The following is an 18,151-nucleotide window of genomic DNA, read 5'->3' as shown; positions in this document are numbered from 1 at the left end:
GGCGGAGGGCTCGGGGCGGCTCACAGCTCCCCCATCCGCCGGATGACGGGCGCCACGCGCTGCACGCCGTGCCGGTAGGCGCCGCGCGCCGCCCGGCGCACGATCTGCCGGACCGGGCCGGGCTCCCTGTCGGCGGCCGGAGCGCCGGGCAGCGGGGTGCCGTCCGGGCCGAGGTGGTGGCGGGCGAGGATCCCGGGCAGATAGCCGGGCGCGGTGACGGGTGTGTAGTACGGGGTCAGCGGCGGCAGGCCGCCGGGCCGGTCGAGCAGCTTGGCGATGCGTTCGCGCGCCGCGTCGAAGGCGGATGCGTAGGATCCGTCCGCCACGACCCCCTGCCGGGCCACCCACTCCTCGTCGGGTGCCGGCCGGTGCCCGGTGTCGAGCTGGTCCCAGGAGGCGAGGCAGCCGGAGCCCACGAAGTGGTGGTTGCCGAGCGACTCGCGGATGCCGAGGTCGGTCAGCACGACCGTGGGGATACGGCGGTGCAGCGACTCCAGGGCGGCCGTGGAGCTGACCGTCACGAGCAGGTCGGTGCGGTCGAGGACCTCGCCCATGTTCCCGTACACCAGACGGAAGTTGGTGGGCGGGTCGAGGCGTTGCACCAGCTTCTGGTACGGCAACTCCTCGATGTGGGTGGTGTGTTCGCCCGGCTTGGAGCGCAGCTTCAGCAGCACTTCGCGCTCGGGGTGCTTGCGGGCGTGCTGGACCAGCCGGTTCAGCAGGTACGTACGGTCCTTGCGGCTCTCCGGCACGGAGGGCTGGGCGGCGAAGACGACCGTGTACGGGTCGTGTTCACCTTCGTAGTCCGCACCGCCGAGGAACGGCAGGGCCACCTCGGTCACCGACGAGGCGTCGGCGCCCACCCCTTCGTAGACGGCCCGGAAACGGTCCGCGTCCTGGCGGGAGTTGGCGAGGACGAGGTCCGCGCCGTGCCGCAGCAGCAGGCCGTCGGCGAGCTTCTCGTAGACGACACCGACGTAGCCGGTGACGACGACGGGACGCGAAGTCCGGTCCTCCCAGACGCGCCCCAGGCCGTGCAGCATCGCTTGCACACCGCCGCCGACGAGGGCGAGAACGAGGATGTCGTAGGACTCCTCGGCCATGGTGCGCAGGAACTCGACGGCGGTGACCTCCCGCAGCGAGTCGGCGCGCACGCCCACTTCCTCCAGTTGGCGCGGCGTGGGCGTGGCCCGGCCGCGCAGCAGGAATCCGTCGAGGGCGGGGCCGACTTGCGCGCCCTCGCGCGGTGCGGTTTCCATGGACTGTCCCGGGGCGATGCGGTGCGCGGTGAGCGCACCCCATTTCCAGCGGGTGTCGGAGTCCGCGAGGACGGCGATTCGCGGGCGCTTCGGTGTACTTGCTGGCACGTCGACGACGCTAGGAAGCAATTCCTAGGTATGGCGGAACCACGACTCAACGAAAAGTTAACAACGCACCACCGGGAGCCGAACTGGCCCGTGGCGAACGGGGAAGTACACGGGGTGCACCGTTCTGACACATTGAGTTCACCCAGTGTATGTTCACCGGAAAGTTCCGGAGCCGGACGGCCTCCTAACGTTTTGCGGGTGCCTAAGCTTTCCGTGATCGTGCCGTTCTACAACGTGCAGCAATACGCCCCGGACACACTCAGAAGCCTTCGGTTGAACGCCGCCCGCGATTTCGAGTTCATCCTGGTCGACGACCATTCGAAGGACGGGACACCGGCCATTCTCGAACGGGCGGCCGAGGACCTTTCGGATGTCGCGCAGGTGCGTTACATCCGACACGAGGAGAACGGGGGGCTCGCCACCGCCCGCAACACCGGCCTGGACGCGGCGCAGGGCGAGTACCTGACGTTCCTGGACGGCGACGACTGGCTGGCCCCCGGCTACCTCGCCGAACTGGTGTCCGCCTTGGACGCGTTGGGCTGCGACTTCATCCGCACCGACCATGTGCAGGCCACCGCGCGCGCCCGTTCCGTGTCCCGGGTCCCGGTCGGCCGGCGCTGGGAGGCGTTCGACCCGCGGGAGGCGATTCTCCCCTCCCACCGCTCGACCTCGGTGGACTACGCCTACGCCTGGGCCGGCGCCTACCACCGCCGTCTCCTGGACCGGGGCCTGCTGCACTTCACCGACGGGCTGCGCACGGCCGAGGACCGGCCGTGGATCTGGAAGCTGCACCGCGAGGCGGAGTCGTTCGCCGTGGTGAGCCTGCTGGGCGTGTTCTACCGGCGCGGGGTGGCCTCGTCCCTGACCCAGATCGGCGATGTCCGCCAGCTCGACTTCATCCGCGCCTTCGACCAGGTGATCGAGGAGACGGCCGCCGACCGTGAGGCCGACCGGCTGCTGCCGAAGGCGGTACGGACGTACTGCGCGATCATCGCGCACCACCTTTCCAACGAAGACAGGTTCGAACCGGCCGTGGCGAGGCAGCTGCGGTCGATGAGCGCGGCGGCCATCAAGCGCATGCCGCAGGACGCGCTCGGTGACGCACTGGAGGCCATGGACATGGACCGCTCGTCCAAGCTGCGGCGGCTGCGGCGCAGGGTTACGCCGGCGGGAGCGGCCGCCTGATGCCCGGGACCACACAGATCTTCTGCGCCTCGACGCTGTACGGCGTCGCCACCCTGGCCGCCGCGATCGACTCCGACCTCTTCGAGGAGCCGGACCGCCGGGTGCTGCTGGTGTTCAACAACTCCGCGACCCCGGAGACCACCCCGGCCCTCGACGAAATGCCGGGGTTCGCGCCGCTGCGCGAGCACTTCGACGACGTGCTGTCCTGGAACGACGCCATCCGCCCGTTCCACCCCGGGGCCTGGACGCCGCGCTCCGACGACATCCCGCTGTTCGAGCGCTATCTGCGGATGCTGTGGGGCCTCGGCGACGACCGCATCAGCCTGGCCCTGGAGTCCATCCAGGTCGCGCCCGCGCTCACGGTGGCGCAGTTGTTCACCGACGCCCCCATCGACGTCTACGCCGACGGGCTGATGAGCTACGGCCCCACGCGCAACAAGCTCGACCCGCTGGTCGGCACGCGCGTGCGGCGGCTGCTGCACCTCGATCTGGTACCGGGGCTCACGCCGATGCTGCTGACCGAGTTCGAGGTGCCGGCGCGGCTGGTGCCGTCGCCCGCGTTCCTCAAGGTGCTGGGCGAGGTCACCGAGACCGTGCCGGAGCTGCCCGACCTGCCGGGCGACGCGGCGCTGCTGCTCGGTCAGTACCTGTCGGCGCTGAACATCCTCTCGCCCGAGGAGGAAGAGGACCTGCACGTGCGGATGATGCGGGGCGCGGTCGCCCGCGGCCACCGCACGGTCGTCTTCAAACCGCACCCGACCGCACCGGCGCGCTACAGCCGCGCTCTGGAGACCGAGGCCGAGAAGCTCGGCGTGGACCTCACCGTGCTGGACACGCCCGTGCTCGCCGAGGTGCTGTTCGAACGGACCCGGCCCGCCCTGGTCGTCGGCTGCTTCTCGACCGCGCTGTTCACGGCCTCGGTGTTCTACGAGCTGCCGGTCGCGCGCATCGGCACCGAGCTGCTGCTGGAGCGGCTGACGCCGTATCAGAACAGCAACCGGATCCCCACCACCCTGGCGGACGCGCTGCTGCCCGACCTGGACGGCGGCAAGGCCGGCGACCTGCTGCCGGCCGAGCTGCTGTCCGATCTGGTGACCGCCGTCGGATTCACCATGCAGCCGCAGATCTATCCGGACCTGCGCCCGCAGGCGGAACGGTTCCTGTCCCGCCATCTCGGTCCGCGCACCCGGCGCTACTTCAAGAAGCGCCGTCTCACCTCGCTCGGGCTGCCCGGCGGTATTCCGCAGCGGCTGGCGTTCCTGCCCCGCAATTCCACGGCGCGCCGGGTGGTCCGGCGGGCGCGGGCGCTGCGCAAGGCGGTGCGCCGCTGAAACAGGTTCGCCCGGCGCCCGTCTCGGCGACATCGAGATGAACCCATGGAAACCGGGAGGCGAAGCCTGTTGCCATCGAACGTAATTGCGTCAATTCCCGGCCTAGGGTGACAGGCGCCCTGCCCGCCCACAGGCGGCTCATGAGAAGGACATACGAGCTACAGAGGTTTTCAGCGTGACCGAGACGGTCGTCAGCACCCGCAAGCCCCGGCCCGAAGTAGCCGTGCTGGTCGAACCACCGGGCGCCACGACCGTCCCGCGGCGCCGGAACAGCTCCGGCGGCCGGCTGCGTGCCCTGGACGGACTGCGGCTGGTGGCCGCGCTGATGGTGGCGGCGTACCACTACGGCGGACGCGACGGTGAGGTCTCCGAGGCCTGGGGCGGCTCGCCCAAGGAGCAGTTCCCGACCCTGCACGAGTACTTCGCCTACGGCTGCCTCGGCGTCCAGGTGTTCTTCGTGATCAGCGGGTTCGTGATCTGCATGAGCGGTTGGGGCCGGCCGCTGAAGTCGTTCTTCGCCTCCCGCGCCTCCCGGCTGCTGCCCGCCTACTGGGTGGCGGTCGTGCTCGTGACGGCGGTGTTCGCGCTGCCCATGGTGGCCTACAAGGCGGTCTCGCCGAGCGACGCCCTGGTGAACCTGACCATGCTTCAGATGCCGCTGGGCGTGGACCGGGTGCTCGGGGTGTGCTGGACGCTGTGGGCGGAGGTCCGCTTCTACGCGCTGTTCGCGCTGTGCGTCGTGCTCCCCGGGGCGAACCGCCGCCGGGTGATCATGTTCTGCGCCGGCTGGACGCTGGCGGCGGTGATCTCGGCGAACGCGCACATGCCACTGCTCGACATCGTCGTGATGCCCGAGTACGCCCCCTTCTTCATCGGCGGTGTCGGCCTCTACCTCGTCCACCTCGACCGGCGGGACGCCTACGGGTGGGGCATCGTCGCCGTGAGCTGGCTGATCGGTCAGCACTACGCGGTGCAGGGGCTGTGGCACGCCCCCGAAGCGGGCGGTTTCTCGTACCGCTCCTCGGTCGGCATCGTCGCCGTCGTGACCTTCGGATTCGTCGCGGTCGCGGCGATCGCGCTGGGCTGGCTGCGCTGGGCGAACTGGCGCTGGCTGACGGTGGCGGGGGCGCTGACGTATCCGTTCTACCTCGTCCACGAGCACCTCGGCTGGGTGGTGATCCACGCCCTGCACCGCGGCCTGGGTCTGCCGTCCGCGGCGACATTCGCCCTGACAGTGGCCTCAATGCTGCTGCTGGCGTGGTTGCTGAACAAGTATGTCGAGAAGCCGCTGACCCCGCGGCTGCGGGCCTTGCTGGCCAAGGCCCGCTGAGCTGTTCACGGGACGTTCAACCAACCGTCGGTTTGGGCACCGCTCAGGGAGAAGGCTCGTCTCATGACCAACGCACAAGTGACCGACACGTACCCCGGCGAACTCGCCGACGTCCCGGGCTGGTTCCCGCCGCTGGACCAGATGCTGTTCACCTGGTTCCTGGAGCGGCAGCAGAAGCAGGGGATGCGCGGAGACCTGCTGGAGCTCGGCGTCTACATGGGCAAGAGCGCGATCCTCCTCGGCCATCATCTCCAGGACGGCGAGAAGTTCACCGTCTGCGACCTGTTCGAGGGCGACGCCCCCGACGGGGCCAACCAGGCGGAGGCGACGAAGTCGTACGCCTCGCTCACCCAGCAGGCCTTCGAGCGGAACTACCTCTCCTTCCACGACACCCTGCCGACGGTGATCGCGGCCCCCAGCTCGGTGGTGTCCGAGAAGGTGGCCCCCGGCAGCTGCCGCTTCGTCCACGTCGACGCCTCACACCTGTACGAGCACGTGTACGGCGACATCGGCGCGGCCCACGACATCCTGATGCCCGAGGGCATCGTGGTTCTCGACGACTTCCGCTCCGAGCACACCCCGGGCGTCTCGGTCGCCGCCTGGGAGGCCGTCCTCAACCGCGGCCTGCGCCCGGTCTGTCTCAGCACGCAGAAGCTGTACGGCACCTGGGGCGACCCCGAGCCGCTCCAGGAGGAGCTGCTCGCCATGCTGCGGCAGCGCTCGGACTGCGGGCTGAGCGTGCAGGAGGCGGCCGGGCACCGGCTGGTCCGCGCCCGGTCCAAGGGCATGAAGCCGCCACCCTTCCCGCCCTCCCGGCACTACGTGGCGCCGATCCCGCCCAACGCCCCGGCCGCCAAGGTCACCGAGTCCCGCGCCGCACGCCCGGCCCGGCCGGCCCCGTCCCGGGCCCGCCGGCTCGCCAAGGACCTGCTGCCCCCCGCGGTCACCCGGGCCGTACGACGGGCACGCGCGAGCCGGGGATGAGACCCCGGGGCGTCACGCGACCCCGTACCGCGCCCCGATCCCCCCGATCACGAGCGCCAGCCCCTCCTCGAAGTGCCCGTCGTAATCCTCGAAGATCTCCGCGCCCGCCTGGGCCGACAAGGGAAAGTCGGCCATCAGGCGGGCGCGTTCGTTCACGTCGTAGCCCTCGCGCCGCTCGCCCGGCAGCGGCTGGACGCCCTGCTCCTCGGTGACGAAGCCCAGCGTGTACAGATACGCCGTGGTGAGCGCGCGGACCGCCTGGGGGAGGGTGAAGCCGGCGGCCGTCAGCAGGCGCAGGTTGTCCTCCATCTGCCCGGCGTGCTCGATGCCCGTGAAGCGTGAGCCGCTGAACACCTTGGCGCCGTCCCGGTAGCCCAGCAGGGCGGCGCGCAGCCCGCGGTTGGCCTTCAGCAACCGTTCCCGCCAGGTGTCGGCCGGATCGAGCGAGGCCCCGGCGACCATCCGGCGGTACATCTCCGTCGCCATCTCGTCGAGCAGCGCCTGCTTGTCCTTGAAGTGCCAGTAGAGGGCGGGCGCCTTCACGTCCAGTTCCCGGGCGATGGCGCGAAGGGTCAGGCCGTCCAGGCCCACCTCGTTCAGCAGCCGCAGCGCGCTGTCCGCGACGCGTCGGCGGTCCAGGGGCTCGCGTCGTTCCGTACTCACGCTTGACAACTTAACACCGTTAAGGCGACGCTCGGGGCAGAGGTCACTTAACAGCGTTAAGGAGAGGGTGGCGCATGGACAGGGACGTACTGGTGGTGGGCGCCGGCCCGACCGGTCTGGCGCTCGGCGTCGATCTCGCCCGGCGTGGTGTGGCCGCGCTGGTGGTCGAGCGGGCTCCGGCGCTGTTCCCCGGTTCGCGCGGCAAGGGCATCCAGCCGCGCACGATGGAGGTTTTCGACGACCTGGGCGTGCTCGACGCGATCCGCGCGGCGGGCAGCCCCTACCCGGTGGGGGTGATCTGGCAGGACGGCAGGCGGGCGGGCGAGCACCGGATGTTCGACCCGGCCGAGCCGAGCGAGGACTCGCCGTACACCGAGCCGTGGATGGTGCCGCAGTGGCGCACGCAGCAGATCCTGCGGGCACGGCTCGCGGAGCTGGGAGGGACGGTGGCCTTCGGCCGGGAGGTCGTCGGCCTGACGCAGGACGCGGACGGGGTCCGCGCGGAGTTCGCCTCCGGTGAGCCCGTCACCGCCCGGTACGCCGTCGCGGCGGACGGCGGCCGCTCGACCGTACGCCGACTCCTCGGCATCGGCATGACGGGCGAGACCGTCGACCCGAAGCCGACGCTCGTGGCGGACGTCCGGATCAGCGGCCTGGACCGGGACCACTGGCACATCTTCCCGCCGGGCGGGGACGGCGACGGCTTCCTCGCGATCTGCCCGCTGGCCGGCACGGAGGACTTCCAGCTGGTGGCGCGGATCCCGGACTTGACGGCCCCGGACCTCTCCCTGGAGGGCATCCGGAAGGTCGTCGCCGCCCGCTCGCACCTCACGCCGGAGGCCGTGACCCAGGTGCGCTGGGCCTCGGACTTCCGCCCCCGGGCGGCCCTGGCGGACCGCTTCCGCTCCGGGCGGGTCTTCCTCGCCGGCGACGCGGCGCACGTGCACTCCCCGGCCGGCGGCCAGGGCCTCAACACCAGCGTCCAGGACGCCTACAACCTGGGGTGGAAGCTGGGCGCGGTGCTGAAGGGCGGTGCGCCGGCGTCGCTCCTCGAGACCTACGAGGAGGAACGGCGGCCGATCGCCGCGGACATGCTCGGCCTGTCGACGAGCGTCCACCGCGGGGAGACCCGGCGCGGCGAGGCGACCCGCCAACTGGGGCTGGGATACCGGGAGTCGTCACTCACGGAGGAGACCCGTACGACCCCGGGCGCCCTCCGGGCCGGCGACCGCGCACCGGACGGCACGCTGGGAGGGGTACGGCTCTTCGACGCCTTCCGGGGACCGCACTGGACGCTGGTGGCTGTGGGGACGAAGGCACCGGCGCTGCCGGAGCCGGTGCACGGCGTCGGCGGGGCGGAGCAGGCGACGTACGGAAAGGGCCTGTTCCTGGTACGGCCGGACGGCTATGTGGGCTGGGCGGGCGACACGGGCGACGGACTGAGGCGGTACATGGCGCGCGCCGGTCTCTGGTCACGCACCCGCGACGGACAACTCATCAGCACGGTGTCCCCGCTACAGACCCCGGCCGCCGCGGTGTATCCGGCCCGCACCCTGAGCGACACCCCCTAGCTAGAACGCGTCGGCCGGGACGTGCGTCCCCCACACCTCCCGCAGGGCGTTGCACACCTCGCCGACCGTGGCACGGCCCCGCAGCGCGTCCTTCATCGGGTACAGGACGTTGTCCTCGCCCTCGGCGGCCTTCTTCAGGGCGGCCAGGGCCGCGTCCACCGTCGGCTGGTCGCGCTCGGCGCGAAGCCTGGCCAGCCGCTCCGCCTGCTGGGCCTCGATCGCCGGATCCACCCGCAGGGGCTCGTACGGCTCCTCCTCGTCGAGCTGGAAGCGGTTGACGCCGATGACGACACGTTCGCCGGAGTCGGTCTGCTGGGCGATGCGGTAGGCGCTGCGCTCGATCTCGTTCTTCTGGAAGCCGCGCTCGATGGCGCCGACCGCGCCGCCCAGCTCCTCGACCTTGGCCATCAGTTCGACGGCCGCCGCCTCCACGTCGTCCGTCATCTTCTCGACGACGTAGGAGCCCGCGAAGGGGTCGACGGTCGCCGTCACGTCGGTCTCGTACGCGAGGACCTGCTGGGTACGGAGCGCCAGGCGGGCGGACTTGTCCGTGGGCAGGGCGATGGCCTCGTCGAAGGAGTTGGTGTGCAGGGACTGGGTGCCGCCCAGGACCGCCGCCAGGGCCTGGACCGAGACGCGGACCAGGTTCACCTCCGGCTGCTGGGCCGTCAGCTGGACGCCCGCCGTCTGCGTGTGGAAGCGCAGCATCAGCGACTTGGGGTTCTCCGCGCCGAACTCCTCCCTCATCACCCGCGCCCAGATCCGGCGCGCTGCACGGAACTTGGCCACCTCCTCCAGGAGCGTCGTACGGGCGACGAAGAAGAAGGACAGGCGGGGCGCGAAGTCGTCGACGTCCATTCCGGCCTCGACCGCCGTGCGGACGTACTCGATGCCGTCGGCGAGGGTGAACGCGATCTCCTGCGCCGGGGAGGCTCCCGCCTCGGCCATGTGGTAGCCGGAGATCGAGATGGTGTTCCACTTCGGGATCTCGGCCCGGCAGTACTTGAAGATGTCGGCGGTCAGGCGCAGCGAGGGCTTCGGCGGGAAGATGTACGTCCCGCGGGCGATGTACTCCTTCAGGACGTCGTTCTGGATCGTCCCGGTGAGCCGGTCGGCACCGACGCCCTGCTCCTCCGCGACGAGCTGGTAGAGGAGCAGCAGCAGGGCCGCGGGGGCGTTGATCGTCATCGACGTCGAGACCTGGTCCAGAGGGATGTCGCCGAACAGCACCCGCATGTCGTCGACGGAGTCGACGGCGACGCCCACCTTGCCGACCTCGCCGTGGGCGAGCGGGGCGTCGGAGTCGTGGCCCATCTGGGTGGGCAGGTCGAAGGCGACCGACAGGCCGGTCGTGCCGTGGGCGATCAGCTGCCGGTAGCGGGCGTTGGACTCGGTCGCCGTGCCGAAGCCCGCGTACTGGCGCATCGTCCAGGGCCGGCCGGTGTACATGGTCGGGTACACGCCACGGGTGAAGGGGTACGCCCCCGGCTCCCCCAGCTTCTGTGCCGGGTCCCAGTCCCGCAGGTCGTCCGGCCCGTAGACCGGTTCGATGGGCAGCCCGGACTCCGACTCGCGCGCCATGGTCTGATGCCTCCCGCAGGACGGTCCGAATGAACCTCGCTCACCACCATGCCCTCTGGTTCGGGACGGGTCACCCCAGGGGAACATCTCAGGTGACGATCCGGGCACACCGGTGAGACGACGGAGGGCCGCGTGCGTACCACGGGCATGGGCAGAGCAGCGATCGCAGTGGCAGTCGCCGGGGCGGCCGTGCTGGCCGGCTGTACCGTGCAGGCCCCCGACGGCGACGGAAAGCGCCGCTCACCGGTGCACATCGAGTTACCCGGCGACACCCCGCCCCCGCCGCGCACCCCCGACGACGACGGCGGACCGGACACCGCTCCCGCCCCGCCCGGCGACGACAAGCCCGGCACCGCCCCCGTCCCGCCGCGTGTGCTGTGGTCCCGCGGCGACACCGGCCGGGACGTCCGCGAGCTCCAGGCCCGGCTGCGGCAGGTCGCCTGGCTCTTCGACGGGCCGACCGGCACGTACGACGAGTCGACCGAGCGGGCGGTCAGCGGCTTCCAGGGCAAGCGGGGGCTGCCGCGCACCGGGCGGACCGACACCGTCACCTGGCAGCGGCTACTGCGGATGACCCGCGAGCCGGGCACCTGGGACCTGTACCTCATGGGCGGCCAGCCGGCCGATCCACCGGACCCGCGCTGCACGACCGGGCGGGTGCTGTGCATCGACAAGACCAGCAGGACGCTGCGCTGGATGATCGACGGCCGGACCGTGTCGACGATGGCGGTCCGCTTCGGCTCGCGCGGCACACCGACCAGGGAGGGTGTGTTCTCCGTCTACTGGAAGTCCCGCGACCACGTGTCGACGCTCTACGACTCGCCCATGCCCTACGCGATGTTCTTCAGCGGCGGCCAGGCCGTGCACTACTCCCCCGACTTCGCGGCCCGGGGCTACGCGGGCGCCTCGCACGGCTGCGTCAACGTACGGGACGAGGGGGCGATCGCGGAGCTGTACGCGCAGGTCCGCGACGGCGACAAGGTCGTCGTGTCCTGGTGAGGACGCGGAAGGGGAGATGGGGCGCGGGCGGGACCGGGGGAACGTGTCCCGCCCGCGCTCAGGTGCACGAGCCGTGGGTACGGGGGGAACCCCGGCTCCGTGCGACGGCCGATGACCAGTCGGCTCACTCATTACTGCGCCGGGGCGGCCGAAAACGTCACACCCTCGGCGATGATATTTTCACGGAGTACGAAACTGCAGGTCACAGCGGTGCGAGAGACCGCGCGGACCGACCTCGGCCCGCGCGGTCATCGTCGCCGCCCTGCCTCTCGTCCTGCTTCTCGGCCCGCTTCCCGCCCCGCCTCTCGTCCTTCTTCTCGGCCTCGTCCCGCTTCCGGTCCTGCTCCCCGGACCTGTCCTCGCGGTTGCGCCGGTCCGTGTCCCCGTCCTGCCGCTCGCCCGAGCGGCCGCCGGACAGGACGCCCGTGCAGTACTTCCAGACCCGGGAGCCGCCCGCCGCGTCCCGCAGGGCGCGCCCGCGGTCGGCGTCCAGCCGCTTTCCGTCGCGGAGATCGCGGCAGGCCGAAGCGATCTCCCCGCGGCTGTCACCGGGGCGGTCGCCCCGGTCGCCGGCGCCGGGCTGCGGGGCCGGGTCGTCGCCCGCCACATCCCGTCCGGGGTCACCGGCGTCGCCCGTCGAGCCGCCGCTCGGGGCGTCGTCGGGCGTGGACCCGCCCTGCGCGGCGTCGCTCGGCGAGGGCGACACCAGCGGGCGCTCGGGCGGAGTGACAGCGGCCGAGACCGAGGAGCCGGGGTGGGGCTCGTCGTTGCCGAACGGTGCCTTCAGGGCTCCGGTTCCGGCCACGAGGGCGGTACCGCCGGTCATGCCGACGGCCAGCACGGCGGCCAGGGCGAGGCGCACGGGACGGGCCCAGCGAGGCCGCCGGACGTCGCCGGGGCCGCTGCCGCGCGGGGTTCCGATCCGGACCAGCCCGGCGTCGGCGACCTCGGTACCGGCCCGTCCGCCGTCGGCCGCAGGGGCCGCTCCGGTGTATGCGCGTTCCGCTCGCGCCTTACGGAAGGCGGCCATCGCCGCGGCCTCACCGGGGAGTTCCTCGCTGGTCAGCGGGGGTGAGGCGGAGAGCGCGCGAAGTGCTGCGGCGAGCCGTTCGGCCTCGTCCCGGGCGGCGCCGTCGACAGCTTCGAGTGGCTCTCCGCTCAGCAAACGCTCCGCCGTCTCGCGGTCCAGCCACCAGTACTGCTCGTCGGCCATCACACATCCTTCTGCGTCCGCGCGACGCTGTGCGTCACACGTGCGGACGCCATGGCACCGCCGCGCGGTTCTCGCTGGGGCGGCAGGGCGTCGAGCACTCCGGCCGATTCCGGATCGGCCTCCGGATCGCCGCCGAGCAGTTCGGCGAGCCGCTTCAGGCCCCGGTGGGCCGCCGTACGGACGGCGCCCGGGCGCTTGCCGAGGGTCTCGGCGGCGGTCTTCGCGTCGAGCCCCACCACCACCCGCAGCACGACCGCCTCGGCCTGGTCCTGCGGCAACCGGGAAATCAGGGAGAACGTACCGTCGGTGGCGAGTGCCTCGATGGCCTCGTCGGCGGTGTCGGACTCGGCGGCCCGGCCGGTCAGTTCCGTCTCGTCGCCGCCGATCGCGGGCCGGCGCCCGCGCATGCGTATGTGGTCCAGCGCGCGGTTGCGGGCGATCCGTGCGGCCCAGCCGCGGAAGCGGTCCGCGTCGCCGGTGAACCGCTCCAGGTCCCGGGCGATCTGCAACCATGCCTCGGACGTCACGTCCTCGGCCTCGGGGTCGCCGACCAGCGTCCGTACGTACCCGAGCAGCCGCGGGTGCACGGCCCGGTACACAGTCCGGAACGCGTTTTCGTCTCCGTCCTGTGCCGCGCGCACCGCGGCGGTCAGCTCCGCGTCGTCCCCCAGCACCGCACCCCTTATGCGCCTAAACCGGTGCCGCTTTTCGCGGACCGGGTTCTCGCCGTTGTGGTTCCTCAATTGATGGTTGCGGTAGCAGGACCGCAGGTGGTTGCGGTGGTCTTGGTGCCTCCGCGTTGGCGCGAAAGGCACGTTACGACCTGAAACCACTCCCCGTCCATGTCCGCCCAGGATGCAACTAAGCCGTGACACGGTGGGGTGTGACAGAAAACGCACCCCGGACGCTGTAGGGAGTACGGGCCGCCGCGCGGTCCGTGCCGCGCGACGGCCGGGGCCTCTCCTGTGGGGGGTGGCGGCCTCGGCCGTCTCCGGCGCATACCGCCCCTTCGCGCTCGGCGTCAACGGCGCAGCGCTTCGCCGGGCGGGATGCGGGACGCTCTCCAAGCCGGGTACATGCCGACGAGCAGCCCGGCGGCCGGGCCGAGTGTCGGGGCGACGGCCAAGGTGGCGGGTCGATCACCGGCGTCCACTGCTTCGCTGCGGCGACAGTGACCACGACGACCGTGCCCGATCGAGGTGCCGACGAGGCGACGTAGTTGAAGCCGTCGGCGCTACGTGATGCTCCGGCTCCTGTTGCCGAATCCGCTACGGGCGGCGGTCGTCGGGCTGGGCGGGCTTGCCCTTGGCGCCGGACGAGGCGCCGTCGGCGGCACCGTCCCCGCCGCTCTGCGCGGCACCCGGCCCGTTGTCCGCGTTGCCGGCGCCGTTGTCCGCGTTGCCGGCGCCGTTGTCCGCGTTGCCCGAGCGGTTGTCGGCTCCGGCGGATCCGGGGGCGCTCGCGCTCTGCTCCGGCTTGGCGGTGCTGCCGGGCTTCGCCTCGGACCGGGCCAGTTGCCTGGCGCAGTACGCCGTGACGTTCCTCTCACCGCCCGCGGCCTCGACGAGGCGCTTCCAGGCCGTCGCGTCCATGGCCTTGCCCCGGCCGTCGACCTGCTCGTAGGCGCGGCACTGGGCTTCGGTGTCCTGGGCGGGGGCGGGGCGGTCCGGGCGCGCGGACGCGGAGCCGGTCGGGGAACCGGGTGCGGTGCCGGTGGGCTCGCCCGCCGGGGCGCCGGGGGCGCGGGTGGGGGCGGGCGGACGGCCGTGGTCGTCGGCGCCGTCCGTGGATCCCACCGAGCCGATCGCCGCGACCGCGACACCGCCCAGCGTGAGACTGGCGAGCAGCACGGAGAGCGTGGCCTTCAGCGAACGCCCCGGATGCCGGCGCTCCCGGGGCCGCCAGTCGTCCCGGCGGCGGGTGCGGGCCCGGTGCGCTCCGGCGTCCCGGGCGGCCAGGAACGCGGCCACGGCCCGCTGCTCGGCCTCGGCGTCGATCCGGTCCCGGATGAGGGCGGCCGCGAGCAGCGCCTCCAGCTCGGCCTCGTCGAAGAGGGGACGGGAGCCGAGGCCGGCCGTCCCGCGGTGGCCGGGCAGCCGGCCGTCGGCGTCCCACGTCGCCCGGTGGTCGTACGCGGAACTCCCAGGGTGCACACGCCGACGGCCCGGGAACCCGCCGTCGTTCTGATGTTCACCCATGTTCTGTTCCGTCCCTGCTCGATCCACACGTCCCGCGGTGCCCGCCGTGTCCGTACGACCCGGCCGACCCGGCCCAGCGGCCCGGCGTTCCGGGCCCGATCCATACGTCTCGTTCGTCCGCCCCGTTCAGGCCACCGGGCCCTGGCGTTCCGCCCGGCCCGCCGTCATCGCTCATTTCGACTCCCCCAGCGTCCGGGGAGCCTCATCCGTCACACCTTCTGCGCCCAGCCGGGTGGCGAGGCGTTTCAGGCCCCGGTACGCGGCTGTCCGCACGGCCCCCGGCCGCTTGCCGAGGACGCGGGCGGCGGCGGGTCCGTCCAGCCCCACCACGACCCGGAGCAGCACGGCCTCGGCCTGGTCCTGCGGCAGGCCGCTGACCAGCCGAAGGGCCTGCTCGGTGGACATGGCCTCCAGCGCCTGGTCGTGGGTGCTGTGCGGCCCGGGCAGGTCCAGGACGTCCTGCTCCAGCGCGGACGACCTCGGCCGTACGCGCTGGCGGCGCAGGTGGTCCAGCGCCCGGTGCCGGGCGATGGTCGCCGTCCAGCCGCGGAACCCGGCCCCGTCGCCCTTGAACCGCCCCAGGTCCCGGGCGATCTCCAGCCAGGCGTCGGAGGCCACGTCCTCCGCGTCCTCCCCGACCAGTCCGCGCAAGTAGCCGAGCAGTCCGGGCTGCACGATCCGGTAGGCGACCGCGAAGGCCGCCTCGTCACCGTTCTGGGCCCGCGCGACGGCCGCGCCCAGTTCCCCGTCGCGCTCCTGCGTGCGCCGGGGTTCCCCTCGCTGGCCCAAAAACCGTCCTCGTCCGTACCGGGTTCGCGGCGGATCCGCTCCGGCCGGAACATCCCGGATGCCCGGCATGCCCTGCCCGGTGCGCCCGCACCGCGGGGAACGCGTCCGTGCCACGTCCTCCACGTTGATCAGCGCCGGGCTGCGGAGAAATGTCACAGCACGCGGGGGCTCCCCGCGCGGTACGGACCGCGGCAACCGTACTGCGCGAGCACGCGAATCTGCACAACCGGGCGACGTATGGCCGTCGCAGGTGTGCGCTGGGTGAGTGGCACCGTGTGACGCCGGGTGCCGATGTGGCCAGTGTCCGGCTTCGGCCGGGCGGGCCTCACGTTCGGCGCCGACGGCGAGGACGGGGGCGACGGCATCCTGCTGGACCGCCGAGCAACAGCACCGGCCTCGGCTACGCCGACTCCGTCGTCTTCAGCAAGCCCACGCTGGGCACACCGACGGACGCCAACCCGGCCGGACGCTGACGCCGTGACACCTCGGGGGCTCCGTGCACCGCACGGGGCCCCTGCCGGTCCTGCGCCGCTCCTCCGCCGTTTGCCGGATTTCTCCGGCAGACCGAACGGACAGCTCCACAGGGGGGAATGACGATGACGATCACCGCATCCCATCGCCCCCCAGAGGACCGGAATCGAGCCGCGCATGACACGCCTCCTGCTGCACACCGCCGTCGCCACCGCCCTGGCCGCCGGCACGCTCGGCCTCACCCAGCCCGCCCGGACCTCCTCCTCCGACGGCGTGCACACCGTCCGGGTGCCGGACGGTGACCCGCACGAGCGGTCCCTCGCCCCGCGCACCACCGAGCCGTTCAGCATGATCGGCGTCACCTGGGACGACCCGGCCGCGGCCCTGGACGGTACCGCGCAGGTACGCACCCGCTCCCGCGAGAGCGGCGAATGGAGCGCGTGGCACGCCCTCGACACCGACGTCCGGACGCCCGAGACCGGCCCCGACCGCCACCGCGCCGGAGTCCGGGGCGGCACCCAGCCGCTGTGGACCGGGCCCTCGGACGGCATCCAGGTGCGGGTGTCGGGCACGCGGCTGCCCGAGGGGCTGCGCGTCGAGCTGGTCGACCCGGACGGCGGGTCGGACGCCGTGCACACCACGGTCGTCGAACCGGACGCCGCCGCCCCGGCCGCCGGTGGGCCCGCCGCCGAACGTCCCGCCGTCACCTCACGCTCCGCCTGGGGCGCCGACGAGTCCCTGGTGAAGGACCCGCCCACCTACACCACCGGCACCCAGGCGATGTTCGTCCACCACACGGCGGGCACCAACGACTACACCTGCGCCGACTCGGCGTCGATCGTGCGCGGCGTGTTCCTCTACCACGTGCGGAGCAACGGCTGGAACGACATCGGCTACCACTTCCTCGTCGACAAGTGCGGCACGGTCTTCGAGGGCCGTGCGGGCGGCATCGACAGACCCGTCCTCGGCGCGCACACCTACGGCTTCAACACCGGCACCAGCAGCGTCTCGGTGCTCGGCGACTACACCAAGACGACCGCGAACACCGCCGTGCGCAAGTCGGTCGCCAAGGTCGCGGCCTGGAAGCTCGGCCTGTACGGCATCGACCCGACCGGGACGGTGGTGCTCACCGCCGGTGCCGACAACGGCAAGTACAAGGCGGGCCAGAAGGCCACGCTGCACCGCATCTCCGGCCACCGCGACGGCTATCCGACCGAGTGCCCCGGCCAGAACCTCTACGCCGACCTGCCCGAGATCCGTACCCTCGCCGGGACGACCGCCAAGCCCAAAGCCCTGGAGCCGGCCGCTCCCGGAACCGAGGGCGACGCCACGGTGGTGCTCGCGCGCTGACGCTAGTTCCGGGGTGCGGCCGTCGTCGCGTCCCGGCACAGCAGCCGCAGCGAGCCGTGCCCGGCGTAACAGCGGCGGGCCTCGTCGATCGGGTCCCAGAGGCGTCCGTCGGGGGTGCGGATCCAGTGGTCGCCGCCCGTCGCCCACCACTCGGCCCCGGTCTGACGCGCCATCACCTCACCGGCGTAGGCCCCGAACCCGCGCAGCACCTCCTGCACGGCGGCGTACGGCGCTCCTTCCCGCCGTATCCCCTCGATCATCCGGTCGATGCTCCACAGACTCTGTGCCGAGTAGTCGAGGCGCAGCCGTGCTCCCTCGCGCATGGTCGCCACGGTGTCCGCCGCCCACCGCAGCGGCTTGGCCGCGGCCGAGGGCCTGGTTTCCTGCTGAGTCGTCACATCCCGGAAAGCGCTGCGGCGTGGCGTTTCGTCACACGGAATCGGCGGCTGCCCGCAACCGGCGCAGGACCGCCCCACGTCGGCCCCACGACGGTCACAGGACTCTTCCAGGAAAGGGGGTTTAGGCCGGTCGGAGGCCCAGCGGTCCGGTCCTCAGCCCTGCTGCCGACTCCGGCGCGAGACGACCGCGCGCAGCACCCGCCGCCCCTCGGTCGACACCTCCAGCGCCCGCCGCAGCCCGGCCGGGCCGTGTCCGGCCAGGACCTCCAGGACGGTGATCTGGCGGCGCAGTTCCGCGGCGACGAGCGGCGACATGCCCTCCGTACGACCTTCGCGGCGCACGGAGACCGACGAGGCGTCGTCCTCGGCGGTGTCGAGGAGGCGGTGGATCTGGAGGGAGGCGACGGAGCAGGCGTCGGCCCACACCCGTACCCCGGCGGGGGACCGCTCGACGGGAGCGGCCTCGAGCATCCGGTGGGCGAGCACGACCGCCTCGTCCCCGGTGCCGGCGGCGTCCAGCTTGCCGCGCGCCAGCTCCAGCCCTTCACCCCAGTCGCCGGTACGGGCGGTGTCGGTGAGGCTCGCCCACAGCGGCCGCAGGATCTCGTCGTCGCCGCCCAGGAGGGGCACACACCGATCCAAACAAGCCAGCCCGCTCGCGGCCAGCCCGCGTTCGTCGGCCTGTGCGATCAACTCCACCAGGCTCATCCACGCCTCCCTC

General features: G+C 72.3%; 16 protein-coding genes and 1 pseudogene. 7 read left to right on the top strand and 10 right to left on the bottom strand.

Going from position 1 to position 18,151, the window contains the following annotated elements; translation table 11 throughout:
• Positions 1-20: 20 nt before the first annotated feature.
• The gene (locus tag V8690_RS27075; protein WP_338782686.1) at positions 21-1,367 is read right to left on the bottom strand and encodes a DUF6716 putative glycosyltransferase; all 1,347 of its coding nucleotides are present in this window, start codon (positions 1,365-1,367) and stop codon (positions 21-23) included.
• Between the two features lie 198 nt (positions 1,368-1,565).
• Here V8690_RS27075 and V8690_RS27070 point away from each other — a divergent pair, with 198 nt between their 5' ends.
• The 4 genes from V8690_RS27070 to V8690_RS27055 all read left to right on the top strand — a co-directional run bounded on the left by V8690_RS27070 (position 1,566) and on the right by V8690_RS27055 (position 6,197).
• A complete protein-coding gene (locus tag V8690_RS27070; RefSeq protein ID WP_338782685.1) occupies positions 1,566-2,552 on the top strand; it encodes a glycosyltransferase family 2 protein in 987 nt (328 codons plus the stop codon).
• A complete protein-coding gene (locus tag V8690_RS27065; protein ID WP_338782684.1) occupies positions 2,552-3,883 on the top strand; it encodes an alpha-2,8-polysialyltransferase family protein in 1,332 nt (443 codons plus the stop codon). Before V8690_RS27070 ends, V8690_RS27065 begins: the two co-directional genes overlap by 1 nt.
• 223 nt (positions 3,884-4,106) lie before the next feature.
• Positions 4,107-5,213, top strand: coding sequence for an acyltransferase (locus V8690_RS27060; RefSeq protein ID WP_338785469.1), 1,107 nt, complete (start codon positions 4,107-4,109; stop codon positions 5,211-5,213).
• Between the two features lie 63 nt (positions 5,214-5,276).
• The gene (locus tag V8690_RS27055; RefSeq protein ID WP_338782683.1) at positions 5,277-6,197 is read left to right on the top strand and encodes a class I SAM-dependent methyltransferase; all 921 of its coding nucleotides are present in this window, start codon (positions 5,277-5,279) and stop codon (positions 6,195-6,197) included.
• Between the two features lie 12 nt (positions 6,198-6,209).
• Here V8690_RS27055 and V8690_RS27050 read toward each other — a convergent pair whose 3' ends face one another.
• Positions 6,210-6,860, bottom strand: a complete 651-nt coding sequence (locus tag V8690_RS27050; RefSeq protein ID WP_338782682.1) for a TetR/AcrR family transcriptional regulator C-terminal domain-containing protein — start codon at positions 6,858-6,860, stop codon at positions 6,210-6,212.
• A 74-nt stretch (positions 6,861-6,934) separates the two neighbouring features.
• Here V8690_RS27050 and V8690_RS27045 point away from each other — a divergent pair, with 74 nt between their 5' ends.
• Positions 6,935-8,431 carry an FAD-dependent oxidoreductase gene (locus V8690_RS27045; RefSeq protein WP_338782681.1) on the top strand — a complete coding sequence of 499 codons (1,497 nt, stop codon included), beginning with the start codon at positions 6,935-6,937 and terminating at the stop codon, positions 8,429-8,431.
• Here V8690_RS27045 and V8690_RS27040 read toward each other — a convergent pair whose 3' ends face one another.
• A complete protein-coding gene (locus V8690_RS27040) occupies positions 8,432-10,012 on the bottom strand; it encodes a methylmalonyl-CoA mutase family protein (RefSeq protein WP_338782680.1) in 1,581 nt (526 codons plus the stop codon). It abuts the gene before it with no gap.
• A 147-nt stretch (positions 10,013-10,159) separates the two neighbouring features.
• Here V8690_RS27040 and V8690_RS27035 point away from each other — a divergent pair, with 147 nt between their 5' ends.
• The gene (locus V8690_RS27035) at positions 10,160-11,011 is read left to right on the top strand and encodes a L,D-transpeptidase family protein (RefSeq protein ID WP_338785468.1); all 852 of its coding nucleotides are present in this window, start codon (positions 10,160-10,162) and stop codon (positions 11,009-11,011) included.
• Positions 11,012-11,213: 202 nt separating this feature from the next.
• Here the strand turns inward: V8690_RS27035 and V8690_RS27030 are convergent, their stop codons facing one another.
• The 5 genes and pseudogenes from V8690_RS27030 to V8690_RS27010 all read right to left on the bottom strand — a co-directional run bounded on the left by V8690_RS27030 (position 11,214) and on the right by V8690_RS27010 (position 15,211).
• Entirely contained in the window at positions 11,214-12,224 is a 1,011-nt protein-coding gene (locus tag V8690_RS27030; RefSeq protein ID WP_338782679.1) for a hypothetical protein, read from the bottom strand.
• The gene (locus tag V8690_RS27025) at positions 12,224-12,898 is read right to left on the bottom strand and encodes an RNA polymerase sigma factor (RefSeq protein WP_338782678.1); all 675 of its coding nucleotides are present in this window, start codon (positions 12,896-12,898) and stop codon (positions 12,224-12,226) included. Before V8690_RS27025 ends, V8690_RS27030 begins: the two co-directional genes overlap by 1 nt.
• A 347-nt stretch (positions 12,899-13,245) precedes the next feature.
• Positions 13,246-13,415 (bottom strand): annotated as a pseudogene (locus V8690_RS27020) (ABC transporter permease); the annotation flags it as partial.
• A 77-nt stretch (positions 13,416-13,492) separates the two neighbouring features.
• Positions 13,493-14,422 (bottom strand): hypothetical protein, encoded by a 930-nt coding sequence (locus tag V8690_RS27015; protein WP_338782677.1) that lies wholly within the window; start codon positions 14,420-14,422, stop codon positions 13,493-13,495.
• 171 nt (positions 14,423-14,593) lie between these two features.
• Positions 14,594-15,211 (bottom strand): RNA polymerase sigma factor, encoded by a 618-nt coding sequence (locus V8690_RS27010; RefSeq protein WP_338782676.1) that lies wholly within the window; start codon positions 15,209-15,211, stop codon positions 14,594-14,596.
• Positions 15,212-15,859: 648 nt separating this feature from the next.
• On the opposite strand from V8690_RS27010, the gene V8690_RS27005 reads away from it, so the two are divergent.
• Positions 15,860-17,032: an N-acetylmuramoyl-L-alanine amidase gene (locus tag V8690_RS27005; RefSeq protein ID WP_338782675.1), complete on the top strand. Its 1,173-nt coding sequence runs from the start codon at positions 15,860-15,862 to the stop codon at positions 17,030-17,032.
• 2 nt (positions 17,033-17,034) lie between these two features.
• Here V8690_RS27005 and V8690_RS27000 read toward each other — a convergent pair whose 3' ends face one another.
• Together V8690_RS27000 and V8690_RS26995 are read right to left on the bottom strand one after the other, a co-directional pair.
• Positions 17,035-17,430, bottom strand: a complete 396-nt coding sequence (locus V8690_RS27000; protein ID WP_338782674.1) for a hypothetical protein — start codon at positions 17,428-17,430, stop codon at positions 17,035-17,037.
• A 153-nt stretch (positions 17,431-17,583) separates the two neighbouring features.
• Positions 17,584-18,138 (bottom strand): hypothetical protein, encoded by a 555-nt coding sequence (locus V8690_RS26995; protein WP_338782673.1) that lies wholly within the window; start codon positions 18,136-18,138, stop codon positions 17,584-17,586.
• Positions 18,139-18,151 lie beyond the last annotated feature (13 nt).

The organism is Streptomyces sp. DG1A-41 (assembly GCF_037055355.1).
GTDB lineage: Bacteria > Actinomycetota > Actinomycetes > Streptomycetales > Streptomycetaceae > Streptomyces.
Note: the sequence above shows the minus strand (reverse complement) of the source record. Positions and strands in the feature narration are given on the sequence as shown.

Coding starts and splice junctions, on each gene's coding strand:
- V8690_RS27035 (WP_338785468.1), top strand. CDS start 10,160: ATGGGCAGAGCAGCGATCGCAGTGGCAGTCGCCGGGGCGGCCGTGCTG.
- V8690_RS27055 (WP_338782683.1), top strand. CDS start 5,277: ATGACCAACGCACAAGTGACCGACACGTACCCCGGCGAACTCGCCGAC.
- V8690_RS27040 (WP_338782680.1), bottom strand. CDS start 10,012: ATGGCGCGCGAGTCGGAGTCCGGGCTGCCCATCGAACCGGTCTACGGG.
- V8690_RS27005 (WP_338782675.1), top strand. CDS start 15,860: ATGACACGCCTCCTGCTGCACACCGCCGTCGCCACCGCCCTGGCCGCC.
- V8690_RS27030 (WP_338782679.1), bottom strand. CDS start 12,224: ATGGCCGACGAGCAGTACTGGTGGCTGGACCGCGAGACGGCGGAGCGT.
- V8690_RS27065 (WP_338782684.1), top strand. CDS start 2,552: ATGCCCGGGACCACACAGATCTTCTGCGCCTCGACGCTGTACGGCGTC.
- V8690_RS26995 (WP_338782673.1), bottom strand. CDS start 18,138: ATGAGCCTGGTGGAGTTGATCGCACAGGCCGACGAACGCGGGCTGGCC.
- V8690_RS27045 (WP_338782681.1), top strand. CDS start 6,935: ATGGACAGGGACGTACTGGTGGTGGGCGCCGGCCCGACCGGTCTGGCG.
- V8690_RS27015 (WP_338782677.1), bottom strand. CDS start 14,422: ATGGGTGAACATCAGAACGACGGCGGGTTCCCGGGCCGTCGGCGTGTG.